This is a genomic window from Hymenobacter perfusus (assembly GCF_003944765.1).
Taxonomy (GTDB): domain Bacteria; phylum Bacteroidota; class Bacteroidia; order Cytophagales; family Hymenobacteraceae; genus Hymenobacter; species Hymenobacter perfusus.
This window is the reverse complement of sequence record NZ_RWIU01000002.1, coordinates 1-25,199: the sequence shown is the minus strand read 5'-3', so window position 1 is coordinate 25,199 and position 25,199 is coordinate 1. Positions and strand designations below refer to the sequence as shown.

Sequence of the window (25,199 nt, the reverse complement as noted above, 5' to 3'; positions counted from 1 at the left end):
CCGGTCCGGCGGCTGGAAGCCGTCGGGCCGGTTGCCGCAAGCTGACGTTGTTCCGGCATCGTTCGGACGAACCGCCCGACGACCGGCCCAACGGCTGTAAGCCGCCGGACCGGCGCGCTACTTCTGGATAGCGGCCAGCAGCTCGGGGCTCATGGGGCTTACCTTAGAGGGGTAGAACGCCAGCACGTGGCCCTGCTCGTCGATGAGGTACTTGCAGAAGTTCCAGTTCGGCTTTTCGTCGGTGCGGCCGTTCTGGGCTTTGCTGCCAAGGTAGCGGAACAGCGGCGCGGCATCGGCCCCGGCCACCGAGATTTTGCTGAACAACGGGAACGTGACGCCGAAGTTTTTCTCGCAGAACGCGGCAATCTGCGCGTCGGAGCCCGGCTCCTGGCCGCCGAAATTGTTGGCCGGGAAGCCCAGCACCGTTACCTTGTCGGCGTGTTGCTGGTGCAGCTGCTCCAGCTCCTGGTATTGCGGGGTGTAGCCGCACTCGGAGGCGGTGTTCACTATCAGCAGCTTTTTGCCCTGGTAGCGGCGCAGCTCAACCGGCTGACCATCAATGGCGGGCAGCGTAAAATCGTAGACAGAGCCAGTGGCGGCGGTAGGTTGGGCCGATTCGGAGGACATGGCGGGGGAAGATGAGCAGGAGAAAAACAGCGGGCTGCCGGCAAGCAGCGCACTCAGCAAAACACCGTAGCGCATACGCAGATAAGGCAAGAATCGAATTCAAGCAAAACCCCAGCGGGCCCGCAATGTTCAGCAAGGCGGCCCGGCCCGGCCTTGCGAGGCCCACCGATGCCGGAATTTTATACAACCTCACACGGCCCTACTGAAAAAGGCCCTACTTTCGTCCCTTGACGCTTCCTCAATCACCCCTCACTCCGCTCATGCGTACGGCTCTTTATTCGGTCATTACCGGCACCGGCAGCTACCTCCCGACCCGTATTGTCACCAACGAATCCTTCGTGGCTTCTGCTTTTTTTGAAGCCAATGGCCAGCCCCTCACCAAGCCGGGCGCGGAGATTGTGGAGCGCTTCGCCCAGATTACCGATATTCAGGAGCGCCGCTACGCCGAGGACGACCAGGTGGCTTCCGACCTGGCTTACCTGGCCGCCCGCAACCTGCTGGAAACCCACAACATCGACCCCGAAACGCTGGACTACATTCTGGTGGCCCACAATTTCGGCGACGTATCGGTGGACAACCGCCGTTCCGATTTCGTGCCCACGCTGGCCGCCCGCGTGAAGCACAAGCTGGGCATCGAAAACCCGCACAACATTGCCTACGACCTGCCCTTCGGCTGCCCCGGCTGGCTCCAGGGCGTCATTCAGGCCGATTACTACCTGCGCTCCGGCGACGCCAAGCGCGTACTGGTCATCGGGGCCGAAACCCTCTCCCGCGTCTGCGACCCGCACGACCGGGACAGCATGATCTACGCCGACGGGGCCGGGACCATCCTGCTCGAAGCCCGGGAAAGCGACACGCCCATCGGCATCCTGGCCCACGGCTCCCGCTCCGACACCGTGCAGGCGGCCCACCTGCTGCGCATGGCCAAGTCGTACAACCCGGAGTACGTGGGCGAGGAGCTATTCCTGAAGATGGAAGGCCGCAAGCTCTACGAGTACGCGCTCAAAACCGTGCCCCAGGCCATCCACGACACGCTCGCCAAAGCCGGCCTCACCATCGGCGACATGAGCAAGCTGCTCATTCACCAGGCCAACGGCAAGATGGACGAGGCCATCCTCAAGCGCCTCTACGCTCTCTACAACGAGCCCAACATCCCCGCCGGCGTCATGCCCATGACCATTTCCCGGCTCGGCAACTCCTCGGTAGCCACCCTGCCCACGCTGCTGGACCTGATTCTGCGCCACCAGCTGCCCGGCACTACCATCGAGCCCGGCGAGCATATCGTATTCGCGTCGGTAGGCGCGGGCATGAACTGCAACGCCGTGGTGTACCGCGTGCCCGCCGAGTAAAGATTTTCCACCACAAAAAAGCCCGGCCCGCGTCAGAAGCGGGCCGGGCTTTTTTGTAGTGGCATAGCGCCAGGAAATCAGGTAGTGCGCGGCGTCAGCCACTTTTCGAGGCTGACGGGCTGGTAGGCCAGCATTTCGTCGAGGATGCCGTGGGGCGTGGGGTTGCTCAGGAGCTGGTTGCGGTTTTCGCGGCGCAGCAGGCCTTCGTCGGCCATGTGGTCGAGGGCACGGAGCAGGTGGTCGTAGTAGCCGGCCACGTTGAGCACCCCGATGGGCTTTTTGTGCAGGCCCAGCTGGCCCCAGGTCAGCACTTCGAACAGCTCCTCCAGGGTGCCGTAGCCGCCGGGCATGGCCACGAAGCCCTCGGCCAGATCAGCCATCATCAGCTTCCGCTCGTGCATGGTTTTCACCAGATGCAGCTCGGTGAGGCCGGTGTGGGCCAGCTCCTTGTCGGCCAGGAAATCGGGAATCACCCCGATGACCTTGCCGCCGTGCTGCATTACGGCATCGGCCACGGCGCCCATCAGGCCCACCCGGCCGCCGCCGTACACCAGCGTGAAGCCCCGCTCGGCCAGGGCCTGGCCCATGGCAATGGCCTGCTGGGTGAACAATTCGTTGGTGCCGCTGCTGGCACCGCAATACACGGCTACGCTTTTCATAAGCAAACCGGACTCGGCCACGCCTCGTCCGTCATTAGTGACAAAAGAAAAAAACAGCAGCAACGCCAGTGGTGGGCGTTGCTGCTGCACTACAAACAAAGGTTGACTGTCATGCTGAGCTTGCCAAAGCATGACGTTCTGAGGGGACGCGCGCGTCCCACGCCGTTTACACTACATCCGCTCGGGCACCTGGATGCCGAGCAGGCCCAGGCTGGTTTTGATGGTCTGGCCGGTTTGGGCCGAGAGGGCCACGTAGAACGAGCGGCTGGTTTCGTTGGGCTCGGTGAAGATTTTGATGTCGGTGTAGAAGCGGTTGTAGGCGCGGGCCACCTCGTAGGCGTACTGGGCCACCACGGCGGGCGAGAACGTGCGGGCGGCTTCCTGCACCACGCCGGCATAACGGCCCAGCTCCTGCACCAGCTCGCGGGCAGCTCCGGGCAGCTCCGGGAGGGCGCTCAGGTCGGCGGCGGGGCTGATACCCATTTCGGCGGCTTTGCGCAGGATGGCGGCAATCCGGGCGTGCGAGTACTGCACAAACGGCCCCGTGTCGCCTTCCAGCTTCACCGATTCCTCGGGGTTGAAGAGCATGCGCTTCTTAGGGTCCACCTTCAGCAGGTAGTACTTGAGCGCGCCCAGTCCCAGCATATGGTAGAGTTGGGCCAACTCGTCGTCAGAAAGGCCCTCGGTTTTGCCTTTCTCCAGCGTGGCAGCTTTGGCGGCTTCCACCACTTCGCGCACCAGCTCGTCGGCGTCTACCACGGTGCCTTCGCGGCTTTTCATCTTGCCCGAGGGCAGATCCACCATGCCGTAGCTGAGGTGGTAGATGGCGTCGGCGTAGGGCTTGCCCAGCTTCTGGAGCACCGCCCGCAGCACCTGCATGTGGTAGTTCTGCTCGTCGGCAATGACGTACACGCTCAAATCGTAGCCAAAATCCTGGTACTTCAGCTCGGCCGTGCCTAGGTCCTGGGTGATGTACACCGAGGTGCCGTCGGCGCGCAGCAGCAGCTTTTCGTCGAGGCCTTCCTCCTTGAGGTCCACCCACACCGAGCCGTCTTCTTTCTTGAAGAACACGCCTTTCTGCAGGCCTTCCTCTACCCGCTCCTTGCCCAGCAGGTAGGTCCCCGATTCGTAGTAATACTTATCGAAATCGACGCCGATGTTGGTGTAGGTGGCGTCAAAGCCCTCGTACACCCAGCCGTTCATCTGCTTCCAGAGGCTCACCACGGCTTCGTCGTTGGCTTCCCAGGCGCGGAGCATGTCCTGGGCTTCCAGCATCATCGGGGCCTGGCGCTTGGCCACGTCAGGGGCTACGCCTTCGGCTTCCAGTTGGCGCACCTGCTCGCGGTAGTGCTTCTCAAACAGCACGTAGTACTTGCCGGCCAGGTGGTCGCCCTTGATGCCGGCGCTCTGCGGGGTTTCGCCTTGGCCGTACTGCTGGTAGGCCAGCATGGATTTGCAGATGTGGATGCCCCGGTCGTTGACCAGGTTGGCCTTCGTGACGGTGGCGCCGGTGGCTTTCAGAATCTCGGCCACCGAGTAGCCGAGGAAGTTGTTGCGCAGGTGGCCCAGGTGCAGGGGCTTGTTGGTGTTGGGCGAAGAATACTCCACCACCACGTTGCGCGGGCCGTCGGTAGTGACGGGCGTGCCGGCCGGCTGCTGGCGCAAAGCCGTGAACAGCTTCAGCCACTCGGCATCGGCAATTTCCAGGTTCAGGAAGCCTTTCACCACGTTGTAGCCGCTCACCAGCGGCGAGTTGGCCACCAGCCACTCCCCTACGGCCTGCCCGATCTGCTCGGGGCCTTTGCCCAGGGTTTTGGTGAACGGGAACGTGACGAGCGTAAACTGGCCGGCAAACTCCTTGCGCGTGGGCTGCAACGTGAGCTGGGCGGCGGGCACCTCGGTGCCGAATACAGTCTGGATAGCCGTGCCGAGGGCGGCTTTGAGGGTTTGTTCGAGTTGCTGCACTGGAAGAGCGAAACGCTGAAAAAGAAGCCTGAAAGCAGGCTTCGGGATGATTGACTGGATAACTAGCGGCGCGGCAGGCGTAAGCGCGAGAAGTCGCCGGACTCAGGCGGCGCCGGCAGCTGCCGAAACGCCTGCCGCGTCCGGCGCAAGCGGCTGCTTACGCCCGAAATCGTCGGGGCCGGAGTAGTCCAAAAATCGGAGTCATAACAGAAGGCCAGCGGCTCCACTCAGAGCCACCGACCTTACAAAGGTAGAAACCTGCGCCGGAAGCTGCCCGAAAAAGTGCAGGTCCGGTTTCGGCCCACCCGCTTTACCCGTCAACCATCCTGGCGGCCCGGTTTCAGCCGTTGCCGCCAATACCGACTCTGCCTTGACGCACTTGGTGCATGGGCTTTCCTTCAGCGGAAAGATGATGAATATCATGCTTTTACCTGGCTTTTCGGCTTGCGTGCCGGCCAGCCGTTAGCGTACTTGCCCGCGTTACGCACTTCGCTTGTTCCCCGCATCATGGCCACTTCCCTGCTGATTCTCACCGATTTTTTCCAGGCGGCCGACGCGGCCCTGAACTACGCCACCAACCTGGCCGCTCCGCTGGACGCCCGCCTGGTGCTGCTGCACGTACGCCGCGACTCGGTGCTGGACCCCGAAATGTTTACCGGGCAGCTTTCCAACCTCAGCCGCGAAGCCATTCATTTGGCCCTAAGCAGTCTGGCCCGCGACCTATCGGTGCCGGTGGTGGCGGAAGTAGGGCACGGCCGGGTGGCGTTTGCCGTGGCCGATGCCGTGAGCCGCCACCATCCGGCCCTGGTGGTGCTGGGCCGCCACGATGCGTCGGGCACGCCTGATGAGTTGGTGACGACAACGGCCCTGGATATTCTGCGCACGGCTCCCTACCCCCTGCTGGTAGTGCCGCACACGGTGCGCAACCCCGGCCTGCCCCGCCGCGTGCTGCTGGCTACCGACGGCGAGGAATTTACCCTGGGCCAGTTTGCCGGCACCGCCCGCCACCTGCTCAACGCTTTGCACGCCGAGCTGACCATCCTGCACGTCACCCCCAACAACTCGGCCACGGCCGACACCACGGCGCTGGATTCCGTCACGCGTACCGGCCTCACCGCCGACCTGCTCACCGTGCACAGCCGCACGGTAACGGCCGCCCGGCCCGCCGAGGGCATCCTGCAGCTGGCTCCGGAGTATGATGTGCTGCTGCTCATTGCCCGTCGCCGCAGCTTTCTGGGGCAGCTGTTTCACCACAGCGTCACGGCCGAGGTGGTGCGCCGCAGCCCGGTGCCGGTGCTGGTACTGCCGGCTCAGGAATAACGGCCAAAGCCCCATCGACGCGCATCGATGGGGCTTTTTCAAGGGAGTTTGCCGGAGCCTACTGTGCCAGCCGCAGCACCATCTCCACCCGCTTGGGGTGGCTGCCGGTGATAACGGGATAGGCCTCGTCATTCAGGTACAGCAGCCGGCCGCCGCCGGTAATGCGGGCCTGCACGGTGTAGGTATTGCCCGGCTTGATCAGGGACGGATCATAGTGCAGCCCGAAAGCAAACGGCACCTGCCGCCCGTTGGGCCGGATAGTTACGGAATCCAGCACCGTGGCGGCTACGTCCTGCAACGAGACATCCTGCAATACCACCCGCACCACGGCCGTAGGCGGCAGCGCCATGCGGTTACGGTACGTGATGGTGCCCGTCACGGAATCCGGGGCGGCAGCGGCAGTAGTGGCGGGCTCTCCGGCGGCAGCAGCTGGTGGGGCGGTTGTCGACGGGGTTGCGGTGCAGCCGGCCAGCAGAACGGGCAGGCTCAATGCCAGGCAGTGAAGCGTTTTCATAGAGAAGAAACCAAGGTTGAACGCGCAATAAACGGCTATTACGCGTTCAATCTTGCGCCGAGCCGGCTACCGGCTCACCACTTCCTCCAGCCGCAGCCGGTTCTGGATGGCGTCGGTGGCGGCTTCCAGGATGTCGAAGGCGTTCTGGGCCATGGTGTTTTCGGAGTCCAGCGTGGGGTTGATTTCCACCATCTCGAAGCACACCACCCGGTCGTTATCCAGCAAAGCGCGGCACAGGCTGATGGCTTCCTCCACGTTCAGGCCATCCACCACGGGCGTGCCGGTGCCCTTGCTGAAGCGCGAATCCAGGGAGTCCACGTCGAAGCTGATGTACACCATATCGCAGAAACGGAGCCGCTCGTAAATCTCGCGGGCTACCTGACGGGTGCCTTTCTCCTTCACCTCGTCCAGCTTGTAGTTCTTGATGCCCAGCCGCTCGATGATGGCGTCTTCCTCGTGCTCGGTGTCGCGCACTACCACGTACACCAGGTGCTCGGGCGTGACTTTGGGGCCGGCTTCGCCCAGGTTCTTGAGCTTCTGCCAGAAAAACTCGGTTTCCGGCTCGGGCTGGTTGCGCTGACACTCGCGGTTATCATCGCCCAGCGAAATAGCCAGCGGCATGCCATGCATGTTGCCCGAGGGCGTGGTGTAGGGCGAGTGAATATCGGCGTGAGCATCAACCCACACCACGCCCAGCGTTTTGTGCGGGTAGGCCGCTTTGATACCCGCAATGGTGCCGGAGGCGTTGCTATGGTCGCCGGCCAGTACCAGCGGGAACTCGCCGAAGCGCAGGGTTTGCTCCACGGTGCTGGCAATGCCTTTCTGCACCGTGTAAATGGAATCGATGTGCTTGGCCTTCGGAAAGTGGTTTTTCTCGAAGAGCACGTGGTTCAGATCGGGCACACTCACCGAGTTGAAGCGGCGGAAGTAGTCAGACCCTTTGTTAAGGCAGGCCACCTTGAGGGCGTCCACGCCCAGGCTGGCGCCACGGGTTCCGGCCCCGAGTTCGGAGCGGACTTCCAGAAGCTTGATGCGTCGCATATTACATTGGCAGAAAAAGGGTTAAGTGGTTTAGATGCTTGCCGATTGAGTGGGTGGGGTCCCTCTCAGGCTTGACGCGCGCGGGCCTTCCGGCGCAACCAACGAACAGAGCACAACCAAAACCCCCGCGAGGGGGTATCTTTGCCCACGCAAGTTCGGCAAAAGCTTTGCGAAGAAAAAGAGTCCACGGCGGAGCTTGCTACCAGTCGGCGTTCTTTCGGCCCAACCCCTCACAACTTCCCCCATTTTCCTTCAATGGATACCTACCACGACCTGATTTCGCAGACGTTCGATTTCCCCACCGATGAGTTTCAGGTACAGGATAACGAGCTGCGCTTCCACGACATTGATTTGATGGCCCTGGTGGAAAAGCACGGCACCCCGCTGCGTCTGGCCTACCTACCCAAAATCTCGTCCCAGATTCAGCGGGCCAAGGAATGGTTCCGCCTCGGAATTGAGCAGACCGGTTACCAGGGCAAGTATTCCTACGCCTACTGCACCAAGGCCTCGCACTTCAGCTTTGTGGTAGAGGAAGCCCTCAAAAACGGCGTGCACATCGAAACGTCCTCCTGGTTTGATACCAACATCATCCGGGCCATGCACGCCAAGGGCAAGGTGCAGAAGGACACGTTCATCATCTGCAACGGCTTCAAAACCCAGGAGTACAAGCACGAAATCACCCGCCTCATCAACGACGGCTTCGTGAACTGCATGCCCATTCTGGACTCGCCCAACGAGGTGGATTACTACCACGACAACGTGCGCGAGAAGTGCAACGTGGGCATGCGCCTGGCTTCCGACGAGGAGCCGCGCTTCCAGTTCTACACCTCCCGCCTGGGCATCCGCTACACCGACGCCCTGCCGCTCTACGAGCAGAAGATCAAGGACGACCCGCGCTTCGAGCTCACGATGCTGCATTACTTCATCAACACCGGCATCAAGGATACCAGCTACTACTGGTCGGAACTGAGCCGGTTTGTGCACAAATACTGCGAGCTGCGCAAAGTGTGCCCCACCCTCACGACCCTGGATATCGGCGGCGGCCTGCCCATCCAGACCAGCATCCAGAAGGAGTACGATTACCCTTACATGATTGCCGAGGTGCTGCGTACCATCAAGCGCATCTGCGAGGAAGAAGGCGTGCCCGAGCCGGATATCTTCACCGAGTTCGGCATCTTCACGGTGGGCGAGTCGGGCGCGACCATCTACTCGATTCTGGATGAGAAGCTGCAGAACGACAAGGAGTTGTGGTACATGATTGACGGCTCGTTCATCACCAACCTGCCCGATACCTGGGCGTTGAACCAACGCTTTATCATGCTGGCCCTCAACGGCTGGAACAAGCAGTACAAGAAAATCCAGCTCGGCGGCCTCACCTGCGACTCCCAGGACTACTACAACGCCGAAAAGCACATCTACCAGGTGTTCCTGCCCGAGCGCAAGCCCCAGGATGCCAAGCCGCTGTACGTGGGTTTCTTCCACACCGGGGCCTACCAGGAAAGCCTCTCGGGCTACGGCGGCGTGAAGCATTGCCTGATTCCGGCCCCCAAAATGGTCATTCTGGACCGCGACGAGGAAGGCACCCTCACCGACCGGGTGTTTGCCGAGGAGCAGACCGGCGAATCGATGATGAAGATTCTGGGCTATCAGTCCTAGCCCAGCAAAGGGGCGCTCCGGTCGGGGCGCCCCTTTGCTTTGGCGGCCCGGGCGGGTTGTTGGCCGAGTCCGAACCCGGGGCAGTTGCAAGCCGCCGTTGCTTCCTCTACCTTTACTGCCGTACCTATCATACCCGGGCTGAGCCCATTCACTTCGTTGCTCTCATGAAAAAAATGCTACTCCTTGCTTGCGTAGCCGGCCTCGGGCTGAGCGCTTGCAGCAAAAAGACTCAGTGCCCGGCGTACTCCAGCACGAAAGACGCCACGCGCATTTCGTCCCCCGTTATGGCCCAATACGGCACTACTACCGAGCGACAATAAGCCGGCCAGCCCATCCGGGCTGTTCTGATATCATATACAAAGGGGCTTTTCTCACTTGAGAAAAGCCCCTTTGTATTTTTTCAACAATGAAATAAGTATATAATTAAACAATTTTGATAATCTGGAATCGTTAGAAGACAAACGTGGTTACTAGTGAAGCACTTGCCTCACGTTGCTAATTCCATCATTTTGTCTTTTACCATGAAAAAACTTCTTCTTTGGGGTAGTCTCCTGGCGTTGGGCTCTACTTCCTGCCGCAGCCAATGCCCGGCCTACTCCGCTACCAAGCCCGCCACGCAGGTAGCCTCGCCAATCCTGGCCCAGGCTACCGACAATCCGGTGCAACAGTAACCCGTCCTTTTTTTCCGTTCACACCTAAAGGCCCGGGGCCGCTTCCTTAACTTGGAAAGCGGCCCCGGGCCTTTTTTGGGCTATCTAACGTAGCGAGACATACATAACGAGGAGCTATATTTTATCCAAATTCCTGACTATCAAATATGTATCTCAATACTTATATCTTACTACTTTATTCCTCAGCAGCCAGAATCAGGTCGGTGGCGGCGGCCAGGTCGGCTACGTGGGGCTGGTAGCCGGTCTGGGCGTCCGGGCCGACCAGAATGCCGCGCACGCCGACGCGGTGCCCGGCTTCCATATCGCGCAGCCGGTCGCCCACCAGCCAGCAGCGGGCCGGCTCCAGCCGGAAGCGGGCCAGGGCCTTTTCCAGCATCAAAGACCCCGGCTTCCGCGCCAGCGTCTCCGAGACGCTGGGGTGGCCGGGCGCAAAATAGAAGGCCTCGATGAGGTGGCCGGTAGCCTCCTGCAGCTTCTGGTGGCAGGCTGCTACGTGCGCCGCCGTGTACAGGCCCTTGGCAATGCCGGCCTGGTTGGTTACCACGATGAGATGGAAGCCGGCCGCCTTCAGCCGGGCCAAGCTCTCGGCCACGCCGGGTAGCACCACAAATTTCTCCACCTCCCACACGTACTCCCCTATCTCCTGGTTCAACACTCCGTCCCGGTCCAGAAATACTGCTTTGCTCATTGTTGGGGTGATAAGGTAATGACGGGGCAAAGGTATGGGAAGGTTGACGGTTGGAAACCGGCGCTCCGCTCCGGCGGCCAAGGCGTATCTTTGCCCGCTCCTCACCTCACTTTCTCCTCATGGCCATTGCCATTCTGGGCGGCGGTATTTCGGGCCTCACGCTGGCCTGGTACCTGCAGCGCGCCGGCCTCGATTACGACCTGTTTGACGCCAGTACCCGCCCGGGTGGCACCATCCGCACGGAAGCGCGCGACGGCTACCTGCTCGAAACCGGCCCCAACTCGCTCCAGCTTTCCGACGAGCTGCGCGAACTGGTGGACGGCCTCGGCCTGACCAATCAGCTCTTGAATGCCGCTGCCATGAGCCAGAACCGCTACGTGCTGCGTCAGGGCCGCTACCAGCAGCTGCCCGCGTCGCCACCGAAGCTGCTGACCAGCTCGTTCTTCAGCCTGAAGGCCCGGCTGGGGCTGGTACGGGAGCTGTTTCAGCCGGCCGCGCCGGTTAACCCGGAGGAAACCCTGGCCCAGTTCTTTACGCGCCGGTTTGGGGCGGAGGTGGTGGAGTACGCCCTCAATCCGTTTATTTCGGGCATCTATGCCGGCGACCCGGCCCGGCTGCTGTTGCACAAGACGTTTCCGCAGCTAGCGGCCATGGAGCAGCAGCACGGCTCCGTCATCCGGGGGCTGATGAAAAGCAAGAGCCCTGCCGGTCGCCGCCGTATCGTGTCGCTGACCGGCGGCCTGCAGACGCTCACCGATACGCTGGCCCGCAAGCTGCGTCGCGCCCACTTCGGGCAGGCTGCCACCCACCTGCACCGCCGCGCCGATGACGGCCGCTGGGAGCTGGAAACCACCGCCGGCCCCGCGCCGCGCCTCTACCAGCACGTGGTGCTGGCTCTGCCCGCCTATGCCGCTGCCCCTCTATTGCAGGCGCAGTTTCCGGAAGCCGCTGCGGCCCTGGCGGCGGTGTATTACCCGCCCATGACGGCCATTTACACCGCCTACCAGCGTGCCGACGTGACGCATCCGCTCGATGGCTTTGGGGCGCTGCATCCGAAAGCGGAGCAGCCCTACGCGGCCGGCAGCATCTGGACCAGCTCCATCTTCCCGGACCGCGCGCCGGCCGGGCAGGTGCTATTTACCACCTTTGTGGGCGGCAGCCAGTACGAAGCCGAGGCCCGCCAGCCCGAGGCCGAACAGAAAGCCGCCGTGCATCAGGAGCTGAGCCGCTTCTACGGTATCCGGTCCGGAGCCGTGCCGGTGTGGCAGTACCGCTACTACTGGGAGCGTGCCATTCCGCAGTTCGACGCGCGCATTCCGGCCGCTCATGCCGCCGCCGATGCCTTGCGGGCCCAGGGCCTGCACACCACGGCCAACTGGCGGGCCGGCGTGGGCGTCCCCGACTGCATCCGCCACGCCCGGCAGCTAGCCGCCACCCTGGCCGCCAGGTAGCCAGGTCGTTGCAGAAAACTGCTCTATCGTAAACCAGATTCCGGCAGCTGCGTGTTATGGAAAGCGGCACGGGGCTCCGGCAACCGTTGCCCCCATTTTCGCATCCTTGCTTTATGCTGAAAATCCCCGGTAACGGGCCTCGTTATTTGCGACGGTACACCAAAACAAACTTCTACCTTTGCGGCAATGAATGACGGGGTTGTCCTGATACCGACCTATAACGAGCGAGAAAACGCGGAGCTGATCATCCGTAAGGTTTTCTCGTTGCCGCAGGCGTTCGATGTGCTCATCATCGACGACGGCTCACCCGACGGTACGGCCGCCATCGTGCGCGGGCTGATGAGTGAGTTTCCGGGCCGCCTATTTCTGGAGGAGCGGGCGGGCAAGCTGGGCCTGGGCACGGCCTACATTCACGGCTTCCGCTGGGCGTTGGCCCAGGGCTACGAGTACGTGTTTGAGATGGACGCCGACTTCTCCCACAACCCCGACGACCTCATTCGCCTCTACGACGCCTGCGCCCACCAGGGCTACGACCTGGCCATTGGCTCCCGCTATATTCAGGGCGTGAACGTGGTAAACTGGCCGATGGACCGGGTGCTGATGTCGTATTTTGCCTCATCCTACGTGCGCCTGGTTACCCGCATGCCCATCCGCGACGCTACGGCCGGCTTCAAGTGCTACACGGCTCGCGTACTGCGCACCATCCCGCTCGACCAGATCCGGTTCGTGGGTTACGCCTTCCAGATTGAGATGAAGTGGCTGGCCTACAAGTACGGCTTCCGGCTCAAGGAAGTGCCCATCATCTTCACCGACCGCACCCGCGGCTCCTCCAAAATGAGCAAAGGCATCGTAAAAGAAGCCTTTTTCGGGGTGCTGCAGATGAAAATTCACAGCTGGTTCCGGCAGTTTGAGCGGGTAGATACCGCCCCGGCCCTGGCGGCCTTACCGGCTACCTCAGAATAGTAAACACCCCGAAATCAGTTGATTTTGGGGTGTTCTTTTTCAGCGGGTCGCGTATCTTACCCCGATGGAAATATCCCCGCTGTTCTGGGTTGGCTTCAATGTGGGCGTGGTGGCCCTGCTGCTCCTCGATTTGCTCGTGCTCAACCGCAAGGCGCACGTAGTGCGCATGCGGGAGGCCCTAGGCTGGAGTGCGTTCTGGATTGCCCTGTCGCTAAGCTTCAACTACGCCGTGTACCATTGGATGGGCAAACAGGCGGCCCTGGAGTTTCTCACGGGCTACCTCATCGAGAAATCGTTGAGCGTGGATAATCTGTTCGTGTTCCTGCTCATTTTCACATACTTCAAGGTACCGCCGCAGTATCAACACAAGATTCTGTTCTGGGGCATTATCGGGGCGTTGGTGTTGCGGGCGGCGTTTATTCTGGCGGGGGCGGCGCTACTGGCTAAGTTCCACTTCCTGCTGTACGTACTGGGCGCCTTCCTCGTGTACACCGGAGTAAAGATGGCCACCAGCGGCGGGGAGCCGGAAATCGACCCCGACAATAACCCGGTGGTCAAGTTCCTGAGCCGCCATTTGCCCATCACCAACCGCCTGCACGAAGGCCGGTTTTTCGTGCGTCAGAACGGGATGCTGTTCGCTACGCCCCTACTGGTGGTGCTGGTGATGGTCGAAACCACCGATGTGGTATTTGCCGCCGACTCCATCCCTGCCATCCTGGCCGTCTCGCGCGACACATTTATCGTGTACACCAGCAACGTGTTTGCTTTGCTGGGGCTGCGGGCGTTGTATTTCGCGCTGGAAAGCCTCATGCGGCTGTTTCATTACCTGCACTACGGCCTCTCGCTCATCCTCATCTTCATCGGCGGCAAGTTGCTGGCCACCGAATTCCTGCACATTCCGATGGGCATTTCCCTGGGCGTCGTCGGCCTGATTCTGGCCGGCTCCGTTGGCCTGTCGTTGCTGTTTCCGAAGAAAGAAGAGGCGGAGCAGGAATAACGCCCGTCATGACGAGGCGGAGCCGAAGCAATCCTTCCTTTTCCAAGCGCAAAGCTTCAGAATATAAAAAGCCCCTGACGTCCTTGCTGGCGTCAGGGGCCTTTAAATAGGTCAGCGTTTTGAGCGGCGTATAGGAAGGATTGCTTCGGCTCCGCCTCGCAATGACGCGTGCTAATTCCCCGTTGGTGGGGCGGCGGGCGGGGCGGGCTGGTTGGTGTTCACGCCGGCATCGGGGGCGGTGTCGCCGCCGAGCAGGTCAATTAGGTTCAGGGGCTCGTACTGCGACGAATCGGCCGCGACGGTGGCACGCACCGTGTCGCGGGTGGCCCGCACGATGTACTGGCGCGCCGGGCCTTGGAAGTTCACGGAGGTACCCACGTTCTCGTACTCGCTCTGCGAGATGTAGCCTTTGCGGGCCATCAGTTGGGCAATGAGCCGGTGGAAGTAGCGCCCGCTCACGCGCATCTCACCGTACTGGTTGAAGCCGTTGCGGTAGTACTTGGGCCGCGGCACAATGCTGGCCAGAAACAGGCTTTCCGACAGATTAAGGTTGCGCGGCTCCTTGGCAAAGTAGAATTCGGCTGCCTCGTGGACGCCGTAAATCTTCGGTCCCCACTCAATAATATTCAGGTACACCTCCAGCATCCGCTCCTTGGTAGCCAAACGGGTATTTTCGATAATCCAGACAATCAGCGCCTCCTCGGCCTTGCGCACCAGGGTTTTCTTGCGGGTCAGGAACACATTTTTCACCAGCTGCATGCTGATGGTGCTGCCGCCCCGGGCGAAGCGCCGCTCCTTCAGGTTCTGAATGGCCGACTTCACAAACGCCTTTTCCATGAAGCCCCGGTGCGTCATAAAGCGCGGGTCCTCGGCCGTCATGATGGCGTACTTTAGGTAATCGGAAACCTGGTTATAGGGCGTGTATTCGGGGTTGGAAGGCCCTACCAGAAAGGTCTTCACCGTGTCTCCCTTGTCGTTGTAGGCGGTGTGCAGAAACTCCTCGTTGAGTTGGTTCAGGTTTTCGCGGCCGAAGCGGGTGATGCGGAACTTGGTGGCCCGCAAACCCGAATCGAACTTGAGGCTGTCCAGTTGATTCATGTCCAGATCGGCCATGAGGTGGTACTGCACCGTGCCCTCGGCCTGGGTGCCTTCGAGGCTCTCGAACATGCCTTCGGGCAAGGAGGCGAAGAAGTCGTTGGCCTTGGTTTCGCTGGATTCCACGTTCAGCTTCACCTGCACGCCGGCCAGCAGCTGGTTGCGGTTGGTGAGGCCGTTGATATCCTTGCCAATCACGCGCTCCGGCACCGGCAGGCGGCGCATCGTCAACTCCGGAAACAGCTCCATTTTGTTGAGCAGCACCCGCGTGCCTTTCTCCAGCGCAAATGAGGCCTGGCCCAGCTTCATTACGAAATCAATGCCCCCACGCGGGAAACGCACGTCGCTGTCCGAGAGTTTGGGGTGGTTCACGATGAAATTGGCGGCCGAGGCGGTGCCTTTCAGCAGCAGCTCGTCGTCGCCGCTCAAATCCTTTTCTGAGAGGCTGACGCGCACCGTGTCGAACTGCACGCGGGCCCCGTAGCGGCTCTGCACGTAGGGCAGCACCACCGGACGCTTGTCCAACCCAAATACGTTGGCATCCACCTCATAGTCGCCGGCGTCGATGTGGCCTTCCACGCCCACGCGGTTTTCCACCGAGTCGATAACGGCCGTAAGCTGGCCGTTGATGTTGCCATCCTCAATGGCCAGGCGCGGCATGGTGAGGCGGGCGCGGTGGCGGGGGCTTTCGTAGGTCACCAGGAAGTGCTGGAAATCGGCTTCCTCAGGAATGTTGTCGAAGGTGGCTTCCAGCAGCTGGTTGGCGAGCAGGCCGTAGTTGGTGCCCTTGGTGGTGTCGCGCGCAACGGCGGGCCGGGTTTTCTTCGTCTTGTAGAGGAAGGAGTAATTATCCTGACCGCCGGCCGTTTTGCGGGCGGTGAGGCGGGCGCTGTCGATTTCGAGGTTGCTGAATACGGGGCGGCCCGCAAACAGGCTGCGCACGCTCAGGGAGGCGCGCACTACCTGGGCGCGCAGTAGCGTATCGGCGGAGGCAGTGGGCGTCAGGCTCACGCCTTCCAGCTGCACGGTGTTCAGGTCGGTGAAGCGGGCCGGGCCCAGCGTGAGCACCACCGGAAACTTGCGTTCCACCTTGGCCTTCACCTGCAGCAGCGCGTAATCGAGCAGCTGTTGGCGCTTGGCGAGAAAAATACCGAGGCCAATAAGCAGAAGCAGGGCCAGAACGCCGAGGCCGAGGCCGATTTTTTTCTTGGTAGCTGAAGTCACGCGCACAGATCGGAGAGAAAGGAAGGGGCGGCGGGCCGGAGCCAGATTCGGGCCGAACCCGCCGCCGCCCGGATAGCAAAGGTAACGAAAAAGGCCCGCGCCCCGATTGGCCCACGCCGCGCCTTCCGCTACCTTTGGCTCGTCCCTGGCCATTTTCCTTCTTCCTGCGTATGTCCGCCGCCCCTGATTACAGCACCCTCACTCCGCTCACTGCCGTTTCGCCCCTCGATGGCCGGTACCGCCGCCAGACCACCCCGCTGGCTGCCTACTTCTCCGAGCTGGCCCTGATCCGGTACCGGGTGCTGGTGGAAGTGGAGTACTTCATTGCCCTCTGCGAACTGCCGCTGCCCCAGCTGCAGGGCGTCGGTCCGGCAGTTTTCGGGCAGCTGCGCGGCCTTTATACTAGTTTCACTACCGCTGACGCCGAGGCTGTGAAGGCCCACGAACGGGTTACGAACCATGACGTGAAGGCCGTGGAGTACTTCCTGCGGGACCGGTTCACGGCGCTGGGCCTGGGCCAGTACCTGGAGTTTATCCACTTCGGTTTGACTTCGCAGGACATCAACAATACCGCCATTCCGCTCAGCCTCCAGCACGCCCTCATCCATACGCTGCTGCCGGCCTACGCACAGGTGCGCAACCAGCTGGCCACCCGCGCCCAGAGCTGGGCTGCCGTGCCGATGCTGGCCCGCACCCACGGCCAGCCGGCCTCCCCTACCCGCCTGGGCAAGGAGGTGGAAGTATTTGTGGCCCGCCTCGATGCCCAGGTGGAGCTGCTGGGCCAGGTGCCGTTCGGAGCCAAGTTCGGCGGGGCCACTGGCAACTTCAACGCCCACCACGTGGCCTATCCCGGCACCGACTGGCACCAGTTTGCCCAGCAATTTGTAGAAGGCCGCCTGGGCCTCAAGCGCAGCCACCCCACCACCCAGATTGAGCACTACGACCACTTGGCCGCCCTCTGCGACGGCCTCAAGCGCATCAACACCATTCTCATTGACCTGGCGCGGGACGTGTGGCAGTACATTTCGCTAGGCTACTTCCGCCAGACGGTGAAGGCCGGCGAGGTGGGGTCCTCGGCCATGCCCCACAAGGTGAACCCCATTGATTTCGAAAACGCCGAGGGCAACCTGGGCCTGGCCAACGCCGTGCTGGAGCACCTCGCGGCCAAGCTGCCCATCAGCCGCCTCCAGCGCGACCTCACCGACTCCACCGTGCTGCGCAACTTGGGCGTGCCGCTGGGCCACACCCTCATTGCCCTCACCGCCCTGCAGCGCGGCCTAGACAAGCTGGCCCTCGACGAAGCCACCGTCCGCCGCGACCTGGACGACAACTGGGCCGTGGTAGCCGAGGCGCTGCAAACCATCCTGCGCCGCGAAAACTACCCCGACCCCTACAACGCCCTCAAGGCCCTCACCCGCACCGGCTCGGCCATCAGCCAGTCTACCATCAGCGAGTTCGTGGACGGTCTGGACGTGAGCGAAGCCGTGAAGCAGGAGCTGCGCGCCATCACGCCCAGCACGTACGTGGGCGTGTAGATTTAGTGTTCCCAATAGTATATAGAACGTCATGCTGAGCGGAGTCGAAGCATCTCTGCCTCTGACTAACTGATTCGTATTGCAACGAAGCGGCAGAGATACTTCGACTACGCTCAGCATGACAGACCTTCCTTTTTGCGTCAAGATTTCCCCCAATGCCCCACCTCAACGGCGTAACCGTTCACCCCGACTGCCGCCACTTCCGTGGTGATATTCCCTGCCGCCCCAATAAGGAGCACGGCTACCAGTGCCAGGGCTGCCCGATGTACGCGCCCACCCAGCAGCGCATTCTCATCATCAAGCTCGGGGCCATTGGGGACGTTATCCGGACCACGCCCTTGCTGCGGCGGCTGCGCCAGGAGTACCCGGATGCCCGCATCACCTGGCTCACGCTCACCCCCGCCATTCTGCCCCAGAGCGGCGGCTGGATTGATGAGGTGCTGAAGCTGGAGCTTACCAGCGTGCTGCACCTGCAGCAGCGGGAGTTCGATTTGTTGTTTAACCTCGACAAAGACAAGGAGGCCTGCGCGCTGCTGGGCAGCATCCGGGCCCACCAGAAGTTCGGCTACCAGCTGCACCCGCAGTACGGCGTGGCCTGGCCCGCCAACGAGCTGGCCAACCACAAGTACCTCACCGGCGTGTTCGATGAGCTGAGCCAACAGAACCAGAAGCCCTACGTGCAGGAAATCTTCGAGCTGTGCGGCTACGAGTTCCAGCACGAGGAGTACGTGTTCGACACCCACGAGGACAAAGGCTACGACTGGAGCCAGCTGCCCCAGGGCCGCCCCCGCATCGGCCTCAACACCGGCTGCGGCGACCGGTGGACGACGCGCCTGTGGTCGGATGACAAGTGGACTACCCTTATCAACCAACTGCAGCAGGCCGGCTACGCCCCCGTGTTACTGGGCGGCGAGGCCGAGGAGGAACGCAACCGACGCCTCCACGCCACCACCGGTGCGGCCTACCTAGGCACCTTCTCCCTGCCCCAGTTTATCAACCTGATGCACCAGATGGACGGCATCGTGACGCAGGTAACCATGGCCATGCACATCAGCATTGCCCTGCGCAAGCCCACCATCCTGATGAACAACATCTTCAACCCCTACGAATTCGACCTCTACGGCCGCGGCCAACTCGTGCAGCCCGATAAGCAGTGCGTGTGCTTTTACCGGGGCTCGTGCAAGCTAGGCCCCACCAGCTGCATGGAAGAACTGCCGGCTGAAAAGGTATTCGAGGCTGTACGGGCGAGTGTGCGTTTAGCGTAAGTAAGCAGCTACGCGGGCCAATGGTTGTTGCGTAAAAAAATCTACACGTTTCTGCCAGCACCTCGCAGAGCCAAACCACTCACGTGGTGCAGGCCTGTAACACTGTTCAATGTGCATCACGAGCCATTCTTCATTCCAGCCAGCCCACTCACCTGCTATGTCTTGCACGTTAAACCACAGCGCTGGTGTTACCTCGTTGTAGTTTATTAGCCGAATTTCAGCCCACGAGAAACTACTCTCCGCGCATATAGTAGCGATACGCTGAAAATCCTGCTCCTGCAGCTCAGTATCTAAGTATAAATCGGCTAGTGCTACCCATACTGGTCGCCGACGTTCTTTATCGGGAATGCCCATAGATTAGCAGGCTGCCTCCTTTAGAGCCTTCACCATCACGTCCCAGGAAAACTCTTTTTTCTTGGCCCACACGCCGGCGGTGAATTCCTGCTCGCGCTGGTGTTCGTAGAAATCCACCAGCGCATCAGCAATGGACTGGGGAGTGGGCGGCACCACGTAGCCCACCTCGCCATTGGGAATCAGCTCGGCCAAGCCTCCTACGTCCGTCACCAGCATCGGGCGGCTGAAATGGTAAGCAATCTGCGAGACGCCGCTCTGAGTGGCGTTTTTGTAGGGCTGCACAATGATGTCGGCGGCACAGAAATAGTCCACCACCTGCTCGTTCGGGATAAAGTCGGTGGCGCGCACGAGGCGGCTTTCCAGGTTGTGTTCCTTGATGAGGGCCTCGTAGGGCGCAGCATCCTCGTAATACTCGCCGGCGATGATGAGTTTGAGCGGGAGTTGGGCCAGCCGCGCATCGGCAAAGGCTTGCAGCAGAATATCGAGGCCCTTATAGGCACGGATGAAGCCAAAAAACAACAGGTAACCAAACGCAGGGTCGAGGCCCAGAGCCGCCAGGGCCTCGGGTTTGGGCTTGAGAGGTCCGAAGTTGTCGTAGAGCGGGTGCGGGCGGTACAGGGCCGGCTGCCGGAAGTGCAAACGGCGCAAATCGGCCAGCACGGAGCGGCTCATCGTCACGAAGCCGTGGCAGGCGGAGAGGAAATAGCGCGTGAGCGGCCGGTCGCCGGGCCGCTTCTCGTGCGGAATGACGTTATCGGTAATGGCTACCACGCGGGTGTGGCGGTTGCGCCGGATGAGGCGGGCCACCGTGCCCAGGGCCGGCCCCATGAACGGCAGCCAGAACCGGAAAATTACCAGATCAGGCTGTTCCCGGCGCAGGCGGTTGCCCACCCGGTACCAGCTCACGGGGTTCACCGAGTTCAGGCTGACTTCAATATCTAGATCAGCGGGCCCCGGCTCGGTGCTGAACTGCGTCTGGCCGGGAAACAGGAAATCGGGGTATTGCAAGGAAAACGTCACGAGGCGCACCTCGTCGCCGGCCTCGCGGAAGGCCCGTGCCAGCCGCTCGTTGTAGGTGGCCAGCCCGCCCCGCAACGGGTATGCTGGCCCGATGATAACTACGTTCATACAGGAAACTTACAAAAGAAGAACGTCATGCTGAGCTTGCCGAAGCATCTCTACCGAGGCTAATCAAAAAGTTAGCACTGCGGCAGAGATGCTTCGGCAAGCTCAGCATGACGTTCTGCTGCTGTTGATTTATCTACTTCAGATTCAGCCGCTCCTTCACGAGGTAGTCGTTGCGGTTGGAGCCGTTGAGTTGCACCATTTCAGCCAGAAAACCCGCCAGAAACAGCTGCACCCCAATCACCACCGCCACCAGCGCCAGAAAAAACAGCGGCTGGGCCGTAACGTCGCGGGTGGCCAAATTCATGATCCAGGAGTGCCACACCTTCTCCCCCACCAGCCACAGCGTAATCAGCATCCCAATCAGAAACGACACTGTGCCCAACGCCCCGAAGAAGTGCATAGGCCGCCGCCGGAACCGGCTTACGAACGTGATGCTCATCAAATCCAGAAAGCCGTACACGAACCGCTCCAGCCCGAATTTGGTGGTACCGTACTTGCGTTCCTGGTGCTGCACTACCTTCTCGCCGATGCGCCGGAACCCGGCCCATTTGGCAATGACGGGGATGTAGCGGTGCATCTCGCCGTACACTTCAATGCTTTTCACCACCCGGCTGTCGTAGGCTTTCAGGCCGCAGTTGAAGTCATGCAGCCGGATGCCCGAAATCCAGCGAGTGGCGCCGTTGAAGAGCTTGGTGGGAATGGTTTTGCTGAGCGGATCGTAGCGCTTCTTCTTCCAGCCACTCACCAGGTCGAGGCCGTCCTGGGTAATCATGCGGTAGAGCTCCGGCAGTTCCTCCGGCGAGTCCTGCAAATCGGCATCCATGGTGCAAACCACCCGGCCGGTGGTTTCCTTGAAGCCCACGTTCAGGGCCGCCGACTTGCCGTAGTTGCGGTTGAAGCGGATGCCGCGCAAGTGCGTATCGGTGGCAGCCAGTTGCTCGATAACCTCCCAGGAGTCATCCGTCGAGCCGTCATCAATGAGAATCACCTCGTAAGTCAGCCCGTGCTGGGTCAGCACCCGGTTGATCCAGCGGGTCAGCTCCGGTAACGACTCGGCTTCGTTGAGCAGGGGAATCACGAGGGACAGCTCAACGGGAAAGGACTGCGAAAGACGCTTACTCAAACTCAGGACGGGTGTTTTTGGTGAAAGCGGAAATGATGAGGGAAATAACAAACCCGATGATTACTACGATAATGAGGCTAAAGAGAATCACTATTGGACCGGTGCTGAACTTTTGAGCCCACATCATCCCTTGCTCAATTTGCGCATCATCCAAGCCTTGGGCTTCCATTTTAGCACGCTGCACTTCCATTGCGCGGTTCATATACTCCGGGTCAATGAAGGCGACGTAGAGGTAGCCAAATACTCCACTGATAAGACCCGCTACGACCGACAGAATTGTACCAATTCCCAATCCCTGCCCATAGGACATAAAGCCACTATTTGACTGTTTGAACTGCTTGTGCGCCATATAGATGCCGATGATGCAAACGACAGTACTCAACCACCGAAAGGGAGTTTCCGGGTCTTTGATGAACGCAAACTGGATGAACGACAGGATGGAGGCAATAATACCAACGAACAACCCATATCGGATTCCAGTGGCAACGGGGGTAACAGCGGGCGTAGACGTGTGTTCCATAGCGGAGAACAGGTTAGGTGAATGGATGCGGGAAGGTAGATTATTTCCGCAAAAACACGCCAACAGGAATACTCAGCAACACCCCGATAAAGCTTTTCTTGAACAGCTCATCCTGCGCAAACCCTTCCGGCGTGCGGGCCAGGTTGTGTAACGTTGCCGCATACTGCTGGGCACCGTTGGCCTCTTTCAGGTACATGGCCTTGGTAGCTTCCAGCATCTTGTGCGCCTCAGCCAAGTGCTGTTCAATCATTCCTGGGCCGGTCAGGCGCGAGAAGGTATACATGCCTGCAGAGGCCACTAGGGCTGCTAGCAAAGAGGTGAGCATCCCTACGCCAATGGCTTTGCCAAGGCCGGGCCCCTCAGGCACGTAATAGCGGCGCAGCAGAACCTGACTGACCACAGCCGCAATAGGCGTGAAGAAATCGGCCAGCGTGCGTTTAGGGCCGTACGGATTGTTGTCAGTCAGGTACAGAAACAGGACCCAGGCCACGCACAAGGCCCCTGTTACGGCCCCGCACAGTACCGCCGTGCGCAGTACGGGGTTGGGAGTTGAAGAAGTAGATTCCAAAGCCAAAAGCTGATAAGGCGGCAAGATACGCCCTAACACGGCAATGCGCCGCGCTAGGCCGCCATTGCCGGGGAAGCCACCGGTGCTGCCCGCCGGTTCCACCGCAGCAACAACCCTTCCAGCAGCAAAAAGCCCAAAGCCGCCCACAAACAGTACTGCCACAGCGGTACCCCTACCCGCTGTGCTTTGTAGCGGGCCGCTACCGTCTGGTTCTGGCCGGTTTCGTACACCTGTATGTTCGGCCGGTTCGGCCCAATCAGCTGCCGCAGTTCTGACGCCGAATAGCTCCGCAGGTCTGACTCGCGCTTATCGAGGTTGAAGGCCAGTGTAGCCAGCGTTTTCCCATTTATTTGCAGGGTATAAAACCCAGGCCGCCGCATTCCGGGTGGCACTTCCAGCCGGAGTACGCCATTAACCAGTTGTTGTACCGGGATATACGTCAGACTGTCCTGTACCAGCCGGTAGGCCGGCTCATTTTCACTACCCGCAGCTTTCGGCAGACGTAGGTTTACCACGCCTTGGTTGAGCCGGTACGCCGGCTGCTGCTCCTGCTGATAACTTTGCATGGCCAATCGGTATAGTACCGGCACAAATAGCGGATGCTGAGCAAAGTCGGAATAAGGCGCACTAAAGGGAGCCGTAAACACGTATACCTGTCCCTTCCCACTTGGAAACCCCGCCAGATAGCCCTCCCCATCACGTAGGCGCAACACCTCAGTTCCCGAGCGGGCCCACCGCAATACCGGAGCGGCTTTCGGCATGCCCGCCCGCGGATTCACTCCGGCAAATACATCCCGAAAAAACGGATTCTGCGCGCTTGGCAGCGCAATATCCTGAAGCACTGGCCCAGTTGAGGAGTTTGGCTGCCACTGCACCGTCCCCAGACCTAGTTCCTTGAATAGCTGCCCGTACGATTCCCGGCTATTGGTACTACCCGCTGGCACAATAACCAACGTCGCCCCCTGTTGCACAGCTCGCCGCAGGTTTTCGCGCAACCCCGCCCCTACTGCTGCTGCCTCGCGCAACACCAGCAAATTAGCCGTGGCCAGCTTACGATAATCGGCGGCCTGCGCGGGGGTAAATTGGTAAGAGAATAACGGCTCATTGGTATACAAAGCGCCTAACTGTGCTTCGTTTCCTACTTCCGTTATCCGGATCTGCTGCGCTGGCTGCAACGTAAAATAGTAGGCATTATCAAAGTCCACTGGATGATCCGCCACCTCTACACGGCACGCCTGCGCCCCAACACTCAACAACCGAACACGAGCTGAAGTCGTCACGGCTTTTTGCGCCGGTATAGACAGCTGAAATGAGGCCGCCTGTTGCTTTCCAATGAACAGCTTAATCTGGGTATTCTCGGCTGCCAATTGCCCTCCATTGCGTAATCTTACGCGCACAGTCAGGTCACTTCCCGTACGCACGAAAGCATCATCCAGCCACACACTGTCCACAAATACATTGGGGCCCGGCTTGCCGGCCAGAGGAACCAGGAAGATTTGCTGGGCCGTATCCAAACCGGTTAAGGCAGAACCAGTAAGACCATTCTTCTGAAAATCAGAAAAAACAAATAATGGCCCTGCTACACGACCAGATTGCTGTGTAGCCTGAAGCAGCGTAGTAGCAAGACTTTGGCCTTGGCCACTGATTTGCGTTTGCTCAACCTGTACTCGATAAGAAGCCGCATTCAACGCCTCTTGCTTGCCTGGCCATACCCAGTAACGGGTTGTCGGCGGAAATGCCAACGGCAATTCCACACTCTGCTCAATAGCGTACTCCAACACCGATTGCTCACTTTCCGTTGTTTGCTGCATACTCGGAGAATCATCGAGTAGCACGCGCACCGCAGTATTGTTTGTCTGTATTTTTTCCGGCGCGGGTATATATGGCTGCGCAAACAATAACGCCAGAGCCACGATTAGCCCAACACGAGACAACAGCACCAGCAAGTTCTTAATTCTGCGCTGTCGGGCAGTCACTAGTTTCACCTCACGGATAAACTCCACATTGGAGAACATAATCCGTTGCGGCCTACGCAGTTCAAACAGATGAATAGCTACCGGAATAACTATTGCGAGCAGTCCTAAGAGAAACCAGGGATGGGTAAATAACATGTAGGCGAGTTAGCAAGTCCGTGAAGATAAACACAAACACACGTAACAAGTCTTGATGCTGGTCCTACTGATAGTATACAAGGTGGACAGTTTGGGGTTAAATCACGCCTCCATCATCTACGACCACCGGTTACTACTCTCAAACAGCGGTATACCTTTATAGAAACGTTAACCAATTGCATATATACTCAAAAGCAATTCAAGGGTTACCGCCTTACCTATCCAGCCACGGGCAGACAGATATGTGCCTGGTATAAACGCATTCAGCCTCGCGCATTCACCCGGTGAGGGGGAACGCCGCGAGGCTGGATGGATGATAAGGTTGGCGGCGACCGACTCTCCCACCGATGAAGGCAGTACCATAGGCGCTCCGGG

22 protein-coding genes are annotated in these 25,199 nt (G+C 60.3%); 9 read left to right on the top strand and 13 right to left on the bottom strand.

Annotated features, from left to right (window positions below; translation table 11 throughout):
- Positions 1–117: 117 nt before the first annotated feature.
- Entirely contained in the window at positions 118–702 is a 585-nt protein-coding gene (locus tag EI293_RS06240) for a glutathione peroxidase (RefSeq protein WP_125436302.1), read from the bottom strand.
- A 185-nt stretch (positions 703–887) separates the two neighbouring features.
- Between EI293_RS06240 and EI293_RS06235 the strand changes: the two genes are divergently transcribed.
- Positions 888–1,976, top strand: coding sequence for a 3-oxoacyl-ACP synthase III family protein (locus EI293_RS06235; protein ID WP_125436301.1), 1,089 nt, complete (start codon positions 888–890; stop codon positions 1,974–1,976).
- A 77-nt stretch (positions 1,977–2,053) separates the two neighbouring features.
- Here EI293_RS06235 and EI293_RS06230 read toward each other — a convergent pair whose 3' ends face one another.
- Together EI293_RS06230 and argS are read right to left on the bottom strand one after the other, a co-directional pair.
- Positions 2,054–2,635, bottom strand: coding sequence for an LOG family protein (locus EI293_RS06230; RefSeq protein WP_125436300.1), 582 nt, complete (start codon positions 2,633–2,635; stop codon positions 2,054–2,056).
- Positions 2,636–2,806: 171 nt separating this feature from the next.
- Positions 2,807–4,600, bottom strand: a complete 1,794-nt coding sequence (gene argS / locus EI293_RS06225; protein WP_125436299.1) for an arginine--tRNA ligase — start codon at positions 4,598–4,600, stop codon at positions 2,807–2,809.
- Positions 4,601–5,107: 507 nt separating this feature from the next.
- Between argS and EI293_RS06220 the strand changes: the two genes are divergently transcribed.
- Entirely contained in the window at positions 5,108–5,920 is an 813-nt protein-coding gene (locus EI293_RS06220) for a universal stress protein (RefSeq protein ID WP_125436298.1), read from the top strand.
- A 58-nt stretch (positions 5,921–5,978) separates the two neighbouring features.
- On the opposite strand, the gene EI293_RS06215 is transcribed toward EI293_RS06220, so the two are convergent.
- Positions 5,979–6,434: a YbaY family lipoprotein gene (locus tag EI293_RS06215; protein WP_125436297.1), complete on the bottom strand. Its 456-nt coding sequence runs from the start codon at positions 6,432–6,434 to the stop codon at positions 5,979–5,981.
- Positions 6,435–6,500: 66 nt separating this feature from the next.
- A complete protein-coding gene (rocF, locus tag EI293_RS06210; RefSeq protein WP_125436296.1) occupies positions 6,501–7,475 on the bottom strand; it encodes an arginase in 975 nt (324 codons plus the stop codon).
- Positions 7,476–7,730: 255 nt separating this feature from the next.
- On the opposite strand from rocF, the gene EI293_RS06205 reads away from it, so the two are divergent.
- Both EI293_RS06205 and EI293_RS22050 read left to right on the top strand, forming a co-directional pair.
- Positions 7,731–9,131: a type III PLP-dependent enzyme domain-containing protein gene (locus EI293_RS06205; protein WP_125436295.1), complete on the top strand. Its 1,401-nt coding sequence runs from the start codon at positions 7,731–7,733 to the stop codon at positions 9,129–9,131.
- Positions 9,132–9,652: 521 nt separating this feature from the next.
- On the top strand, positions 9,653–9,802 hold the full coding sequence (locus tag EI293_RS22050; RefSeq protein ID WP_170170273.1) for a hypothetical protein: 150 nt from the start codon (positions 9,653–9,655) through the stop codon (positions 9,800–9,802).
- A gap of 175 nt (positions 9,803–9,977) precedes the next feature.
- On the opposite strand, the gene EI293_RS06200 is transcribed toward EI293_RS22050, so the two are convergent.
- Entirely contained in the window at positions 9,978–10,490 is a 513-nt protein-coding gene (locus EI293_RS06200) for a D-glycero-alpha-D-manno-heptose-1,7-bisphosphate 7-phosphatase (RefSeq protein WP_125436294.1), read from the bottom strand.
- Between the two features lie 119 nt (positions 10,491–10,609).
- Between EI293_RS06200 and hemG the strand changes: the two genes are divergently transcribed.
- The 3 genes from hemG to EI293_RS06185 all read left to right on the top strand — a co-directional run bounded on the left by hemG (position 10,610) and on the right by EI293_RS06185 (position 13,901).
- Complete coding sequence (gene hemG, locus EI293_RS06195; protein ID WP_125436293.1) at positions 10,610–11,941, top strand: protoporphyrinogen oxidase; 1,332 nt, start codon at positions 10,610–10,612, stop codon at positions 11,939–11,941.
- Positions 11,942–12,127: 186 nt separating this feature from the next.
- Positions 12,128–12,904: a polyprenol monophosphomannose synthase gene (locus EI293_RS06190; RefSeq protein WP_125436292.1), complete on the top strand. Its 777-nt coding sequence runs from the start codon at positions 12,128–12,130 to the stop codon at positions 12,902–12,904.
- Positions 12,905–12,968: 64 nt separating this feature from the next.
- Entirely contained in the window at positions 12,969–13,901 is a 933-nt protein-coding gene (locus EI293_RS06185; protein WP_125436291.1) for a TerC family protein, read from the top strand.
- Between the two features lie 171 nt (positions 13,902–14,072).
- Here EI293_RS06185 and EI293_RS06180 read toward each other — a convergent pair whose 3' ends face one another.
- Positions 14,073–16,226, bottom strand: coding sequence for a biosynthetic peptidoglycan transglycosylase (locus tag EI293_RS06180; protein ID WP_170170272.1), 2,154 nt, complete (start codon positions 16,224–16,226; stop codon positions 14,073–14,075).
- A gap of 164 nt (positions 16,227–16,390) precedes the next feature.
- Between EI293_RS06180 and purB the strand changes: the two genes are divergently transcribed.
- Both purB and EI293_RS06170 read left to right on the top strand, forming a co-directional pair.
- A complete protein-coding gene (gene purB, locus EI293_RS06175) occupies positions 16,391–17,755 on the top strand; it encodes an adenylosuccinate lyase (RefSeq protein WP_125436289.1) in 1,365 nt (454 codons plus the stop codon).
- Between the two features lie 155 nt (positions 17,756–17,910).
- On the top strand, positions 17,911–19,020 hold the full coding sequence (locus tag EI293_RS06170; RefSeq protein ID WP_125436288.1) for a glycosyltransferase family 9 protein: 1,110 nt from the start codon (positions 17,911–17,913) through the stop codon (positions 19,018–19,020).
- Here the strand turns inward: EI293_RS06170 and EI293_RS22720 are convergent.
- From EI293_RS22720 to EI293_RS06145, 6 genes are all read right to left on the bottom strand, one after another.
- Positions 19,012–19,374 carry a DUF7079 family protein gene (locus tag EI293_RS22720; RefSeq protein ID WP_449404888.1) on the bottom strand — a complete coding sequence of 121 codons (363 nt, stop codon included), beginning with the start codon at positions 19,372–19,374 and terminating at the stop codon, positions 19,012–19,014. The two genes, EI293_RS06170 and EI293_RS22720, sit on opposite strands and share 9 nt — an antisense overlap.
- 3 nt (positions 19,375–19,377) lie before the next feature.
- Positions 19,378–20,502: a glycosyltransferase gene (locus EI293_RS06165; protein ID WP_125436287.1), complete on the bottom strand. Its 1,125-nt coding sequence runs from the start codon at positions 20,500–20,502 to the stop codon at positions 19,378–19,380.
- A gap of 133 nt (positions 20,503–20,635) precedes the next feature.
- The gene (locus tag EI293_RS06160; protein ID WP_125436286.1) at positions 20,636–21,625 is read right to left on the bottom strand and encodes a glycosyltransferase family 2 protein; all 990 of its coding nucleotides are present in this window, start codon (positions 21,623–21,625) and stop codon (positions 20,636–20,638) included.
- Positions 21,618–22,145, bottom strand: a complete 528-nt coding sequence (locus EI293_RS06155) for a DUF4199 domain-containing protein (RefSeq protein WP_125436285.1) — start codon at positions 22,143–22,145, stop codon at positions 21,618–21,620. The genes EI293_RS06160 and EI293_RS06155 overlap by 8 nt, the downstream gene beginning before the upstream one ends.
- A 40-nt stretch (positions 22,146–22,185) precedes the next feature.
- Positions 22,186–22,713, bottom strand: coding sequence for a DUF4199 domain-containing protein (locus EI293_RS06150; protein WP_170170271.1), 528 nt, complete (start codon positions 22,711–22,713; stop codon positions 22,186–22,188).
- Between the two features lie 53 nt (positions 22,714–22,766).
- Entirely contained in the window at positions 22,767–24,824 is a 2,058-nt protein-coding gene (locus EI293_RS06145) for a BatA domain-containing protein (RefSeq protein ID WP_246010560.1), read from the bottom strand.
- Between the last annotated feature and the right edge of the window lie 375 nt (positions 24,825–25,199).

What these genes read in the sequence shown, in the direction of transcription:
- EI293_RS06240 (WP_125436302.1), bottom strand. Translation starts at nt 702, where the DNA reads ATGCGCTACGGTGTTTTGCTGAGTGCGCTGCTTGCCGGCAGCCCGCTG.
- EI293_RS06235 (WP_125436301.1), top strand. Translation starts at nt 888, where the DNA reads ATGCGTACGGCTCTTTATTCGGTCATTACCGGCACCGGCAGCTACCTC.
- EI293_RS06230 (WP_125436300.1), bottom strand. Translation starts at nt 2,635, where the DNA reads ATGAAAAGCGTAGCCGTGTATTGCGGTGCCAGCAGCGGCACCAACGAA.
- EI293_RS06220 (WP_125436298.1), top strand. Translation starts at nt 5,108, where the DNA reads ATGGCCACTTCCCTGCTGATTCTCACCGATTTTTTCCAGGCGGCCGAC.
- EI293_RS06215 (WP_125436297.1), bottom strand. Translation starts at nt 6,434, where the DNA reads ATGAAAACGCTTCACTGCCTGGCATTGAGCCTGCCCGTTCTGCTGGCC.
- rocF (WP_125436296.1), bottom strand. Translation starts at nt 7,475, where the DNA reads ATGCGACGCATCAAGCTTCTGGAAGTCCGCTCCGAACTCGGGGCCGGA.
- EI293_RS06205 (WP_125436295.1), top strand. Translation starts at nt 7,731, where the DNA reads ATGGATACCTACCACGACCTGATTTCGCAGACGTTCGATTTCCCCACC.
- EI293_RS22050 (WP_170170273.1), top strand. Translation starts at nt 9,653, where the DNA reads ATGAAAAAACTTCTTCTTTGGGGTAGTCTCCTGGCGTTGGGCTCTACT.
- EI293_RS06200 (WP_125436294.1), bottom strand. Translation starts at nt 10,490, where the DNA reads ATGAGCAAAGCAGTATTTCTGGACCGGGACGGAGTGTTGAACCAGGAG.
- hemG (WP_125436293.1), top strand. Translation starts at nt 10,610, where the DNA reads ATGGCCATTGCCATTCTGGGCGGCGGTATTTCGGGCCTCACGCTGGCC.
- EI293_RS06190 (WP_125436292.1), top strand. Translation starts at nt 12,128, where the DNA reads ATGAATGACGGGGTTGTCCTGATACCGACCTATAACGAGCGAGAAAAC.
- EI293_RS06185 (WP_125436291.1), top strand. Translation starts at nt 12,969, where the DNA reads ATGGAAATATCCCCGCTGTTCTGGGTTGGCTTCAATGTGGGCGTGGTG.
- purB (WP_125436289.1), top strand. Translation starts at nt 16,391, where the DNA reads ATGTCCGCCGCCCCTGATTACAGCACCCTCACTCCGCTCACTGCCGTT.
- EI293_RS06170 (WP_125436288.1), top strand. Translation starts at nt 17,911, where the DNA reads ATGCCCCACCTCAACGGCGTAACCGTTCACCCCGACTGCCGCCACTTC.
- EI293_RS22720 (WP_449404888.1), bottom strand. Translation starts at nt 19,374, where the DNA reads ATGGGCATTCCCGATAAAGAACGTCGGCGACCAGTATGGGTAGCACTA.
- EI293_RS06165 (WP_125436287.1), bottom strand. Translation starts at nt 20,502, where the DNA reads ATGAACGTAGTTATCATCGGGCCAGCATACCCGTTGCGGGGCGGGCTG.
- EI293_RS06155 (WP_125436285.1), bottom strand. Translation starts at nt 22,145, where the DNA reads ATGGAACACACGTCTACGCCCGCTGTTACCCCCGTTGCCACTGGAATC.
- EI293_RS06145 (WP_246010560.1), bottom strand. Translation starts at nt 24,824, where the DNA reads ATGTTATTTACCCATCCCTGGTTTCTCTTAGGACTGCTCGCAATAGTT.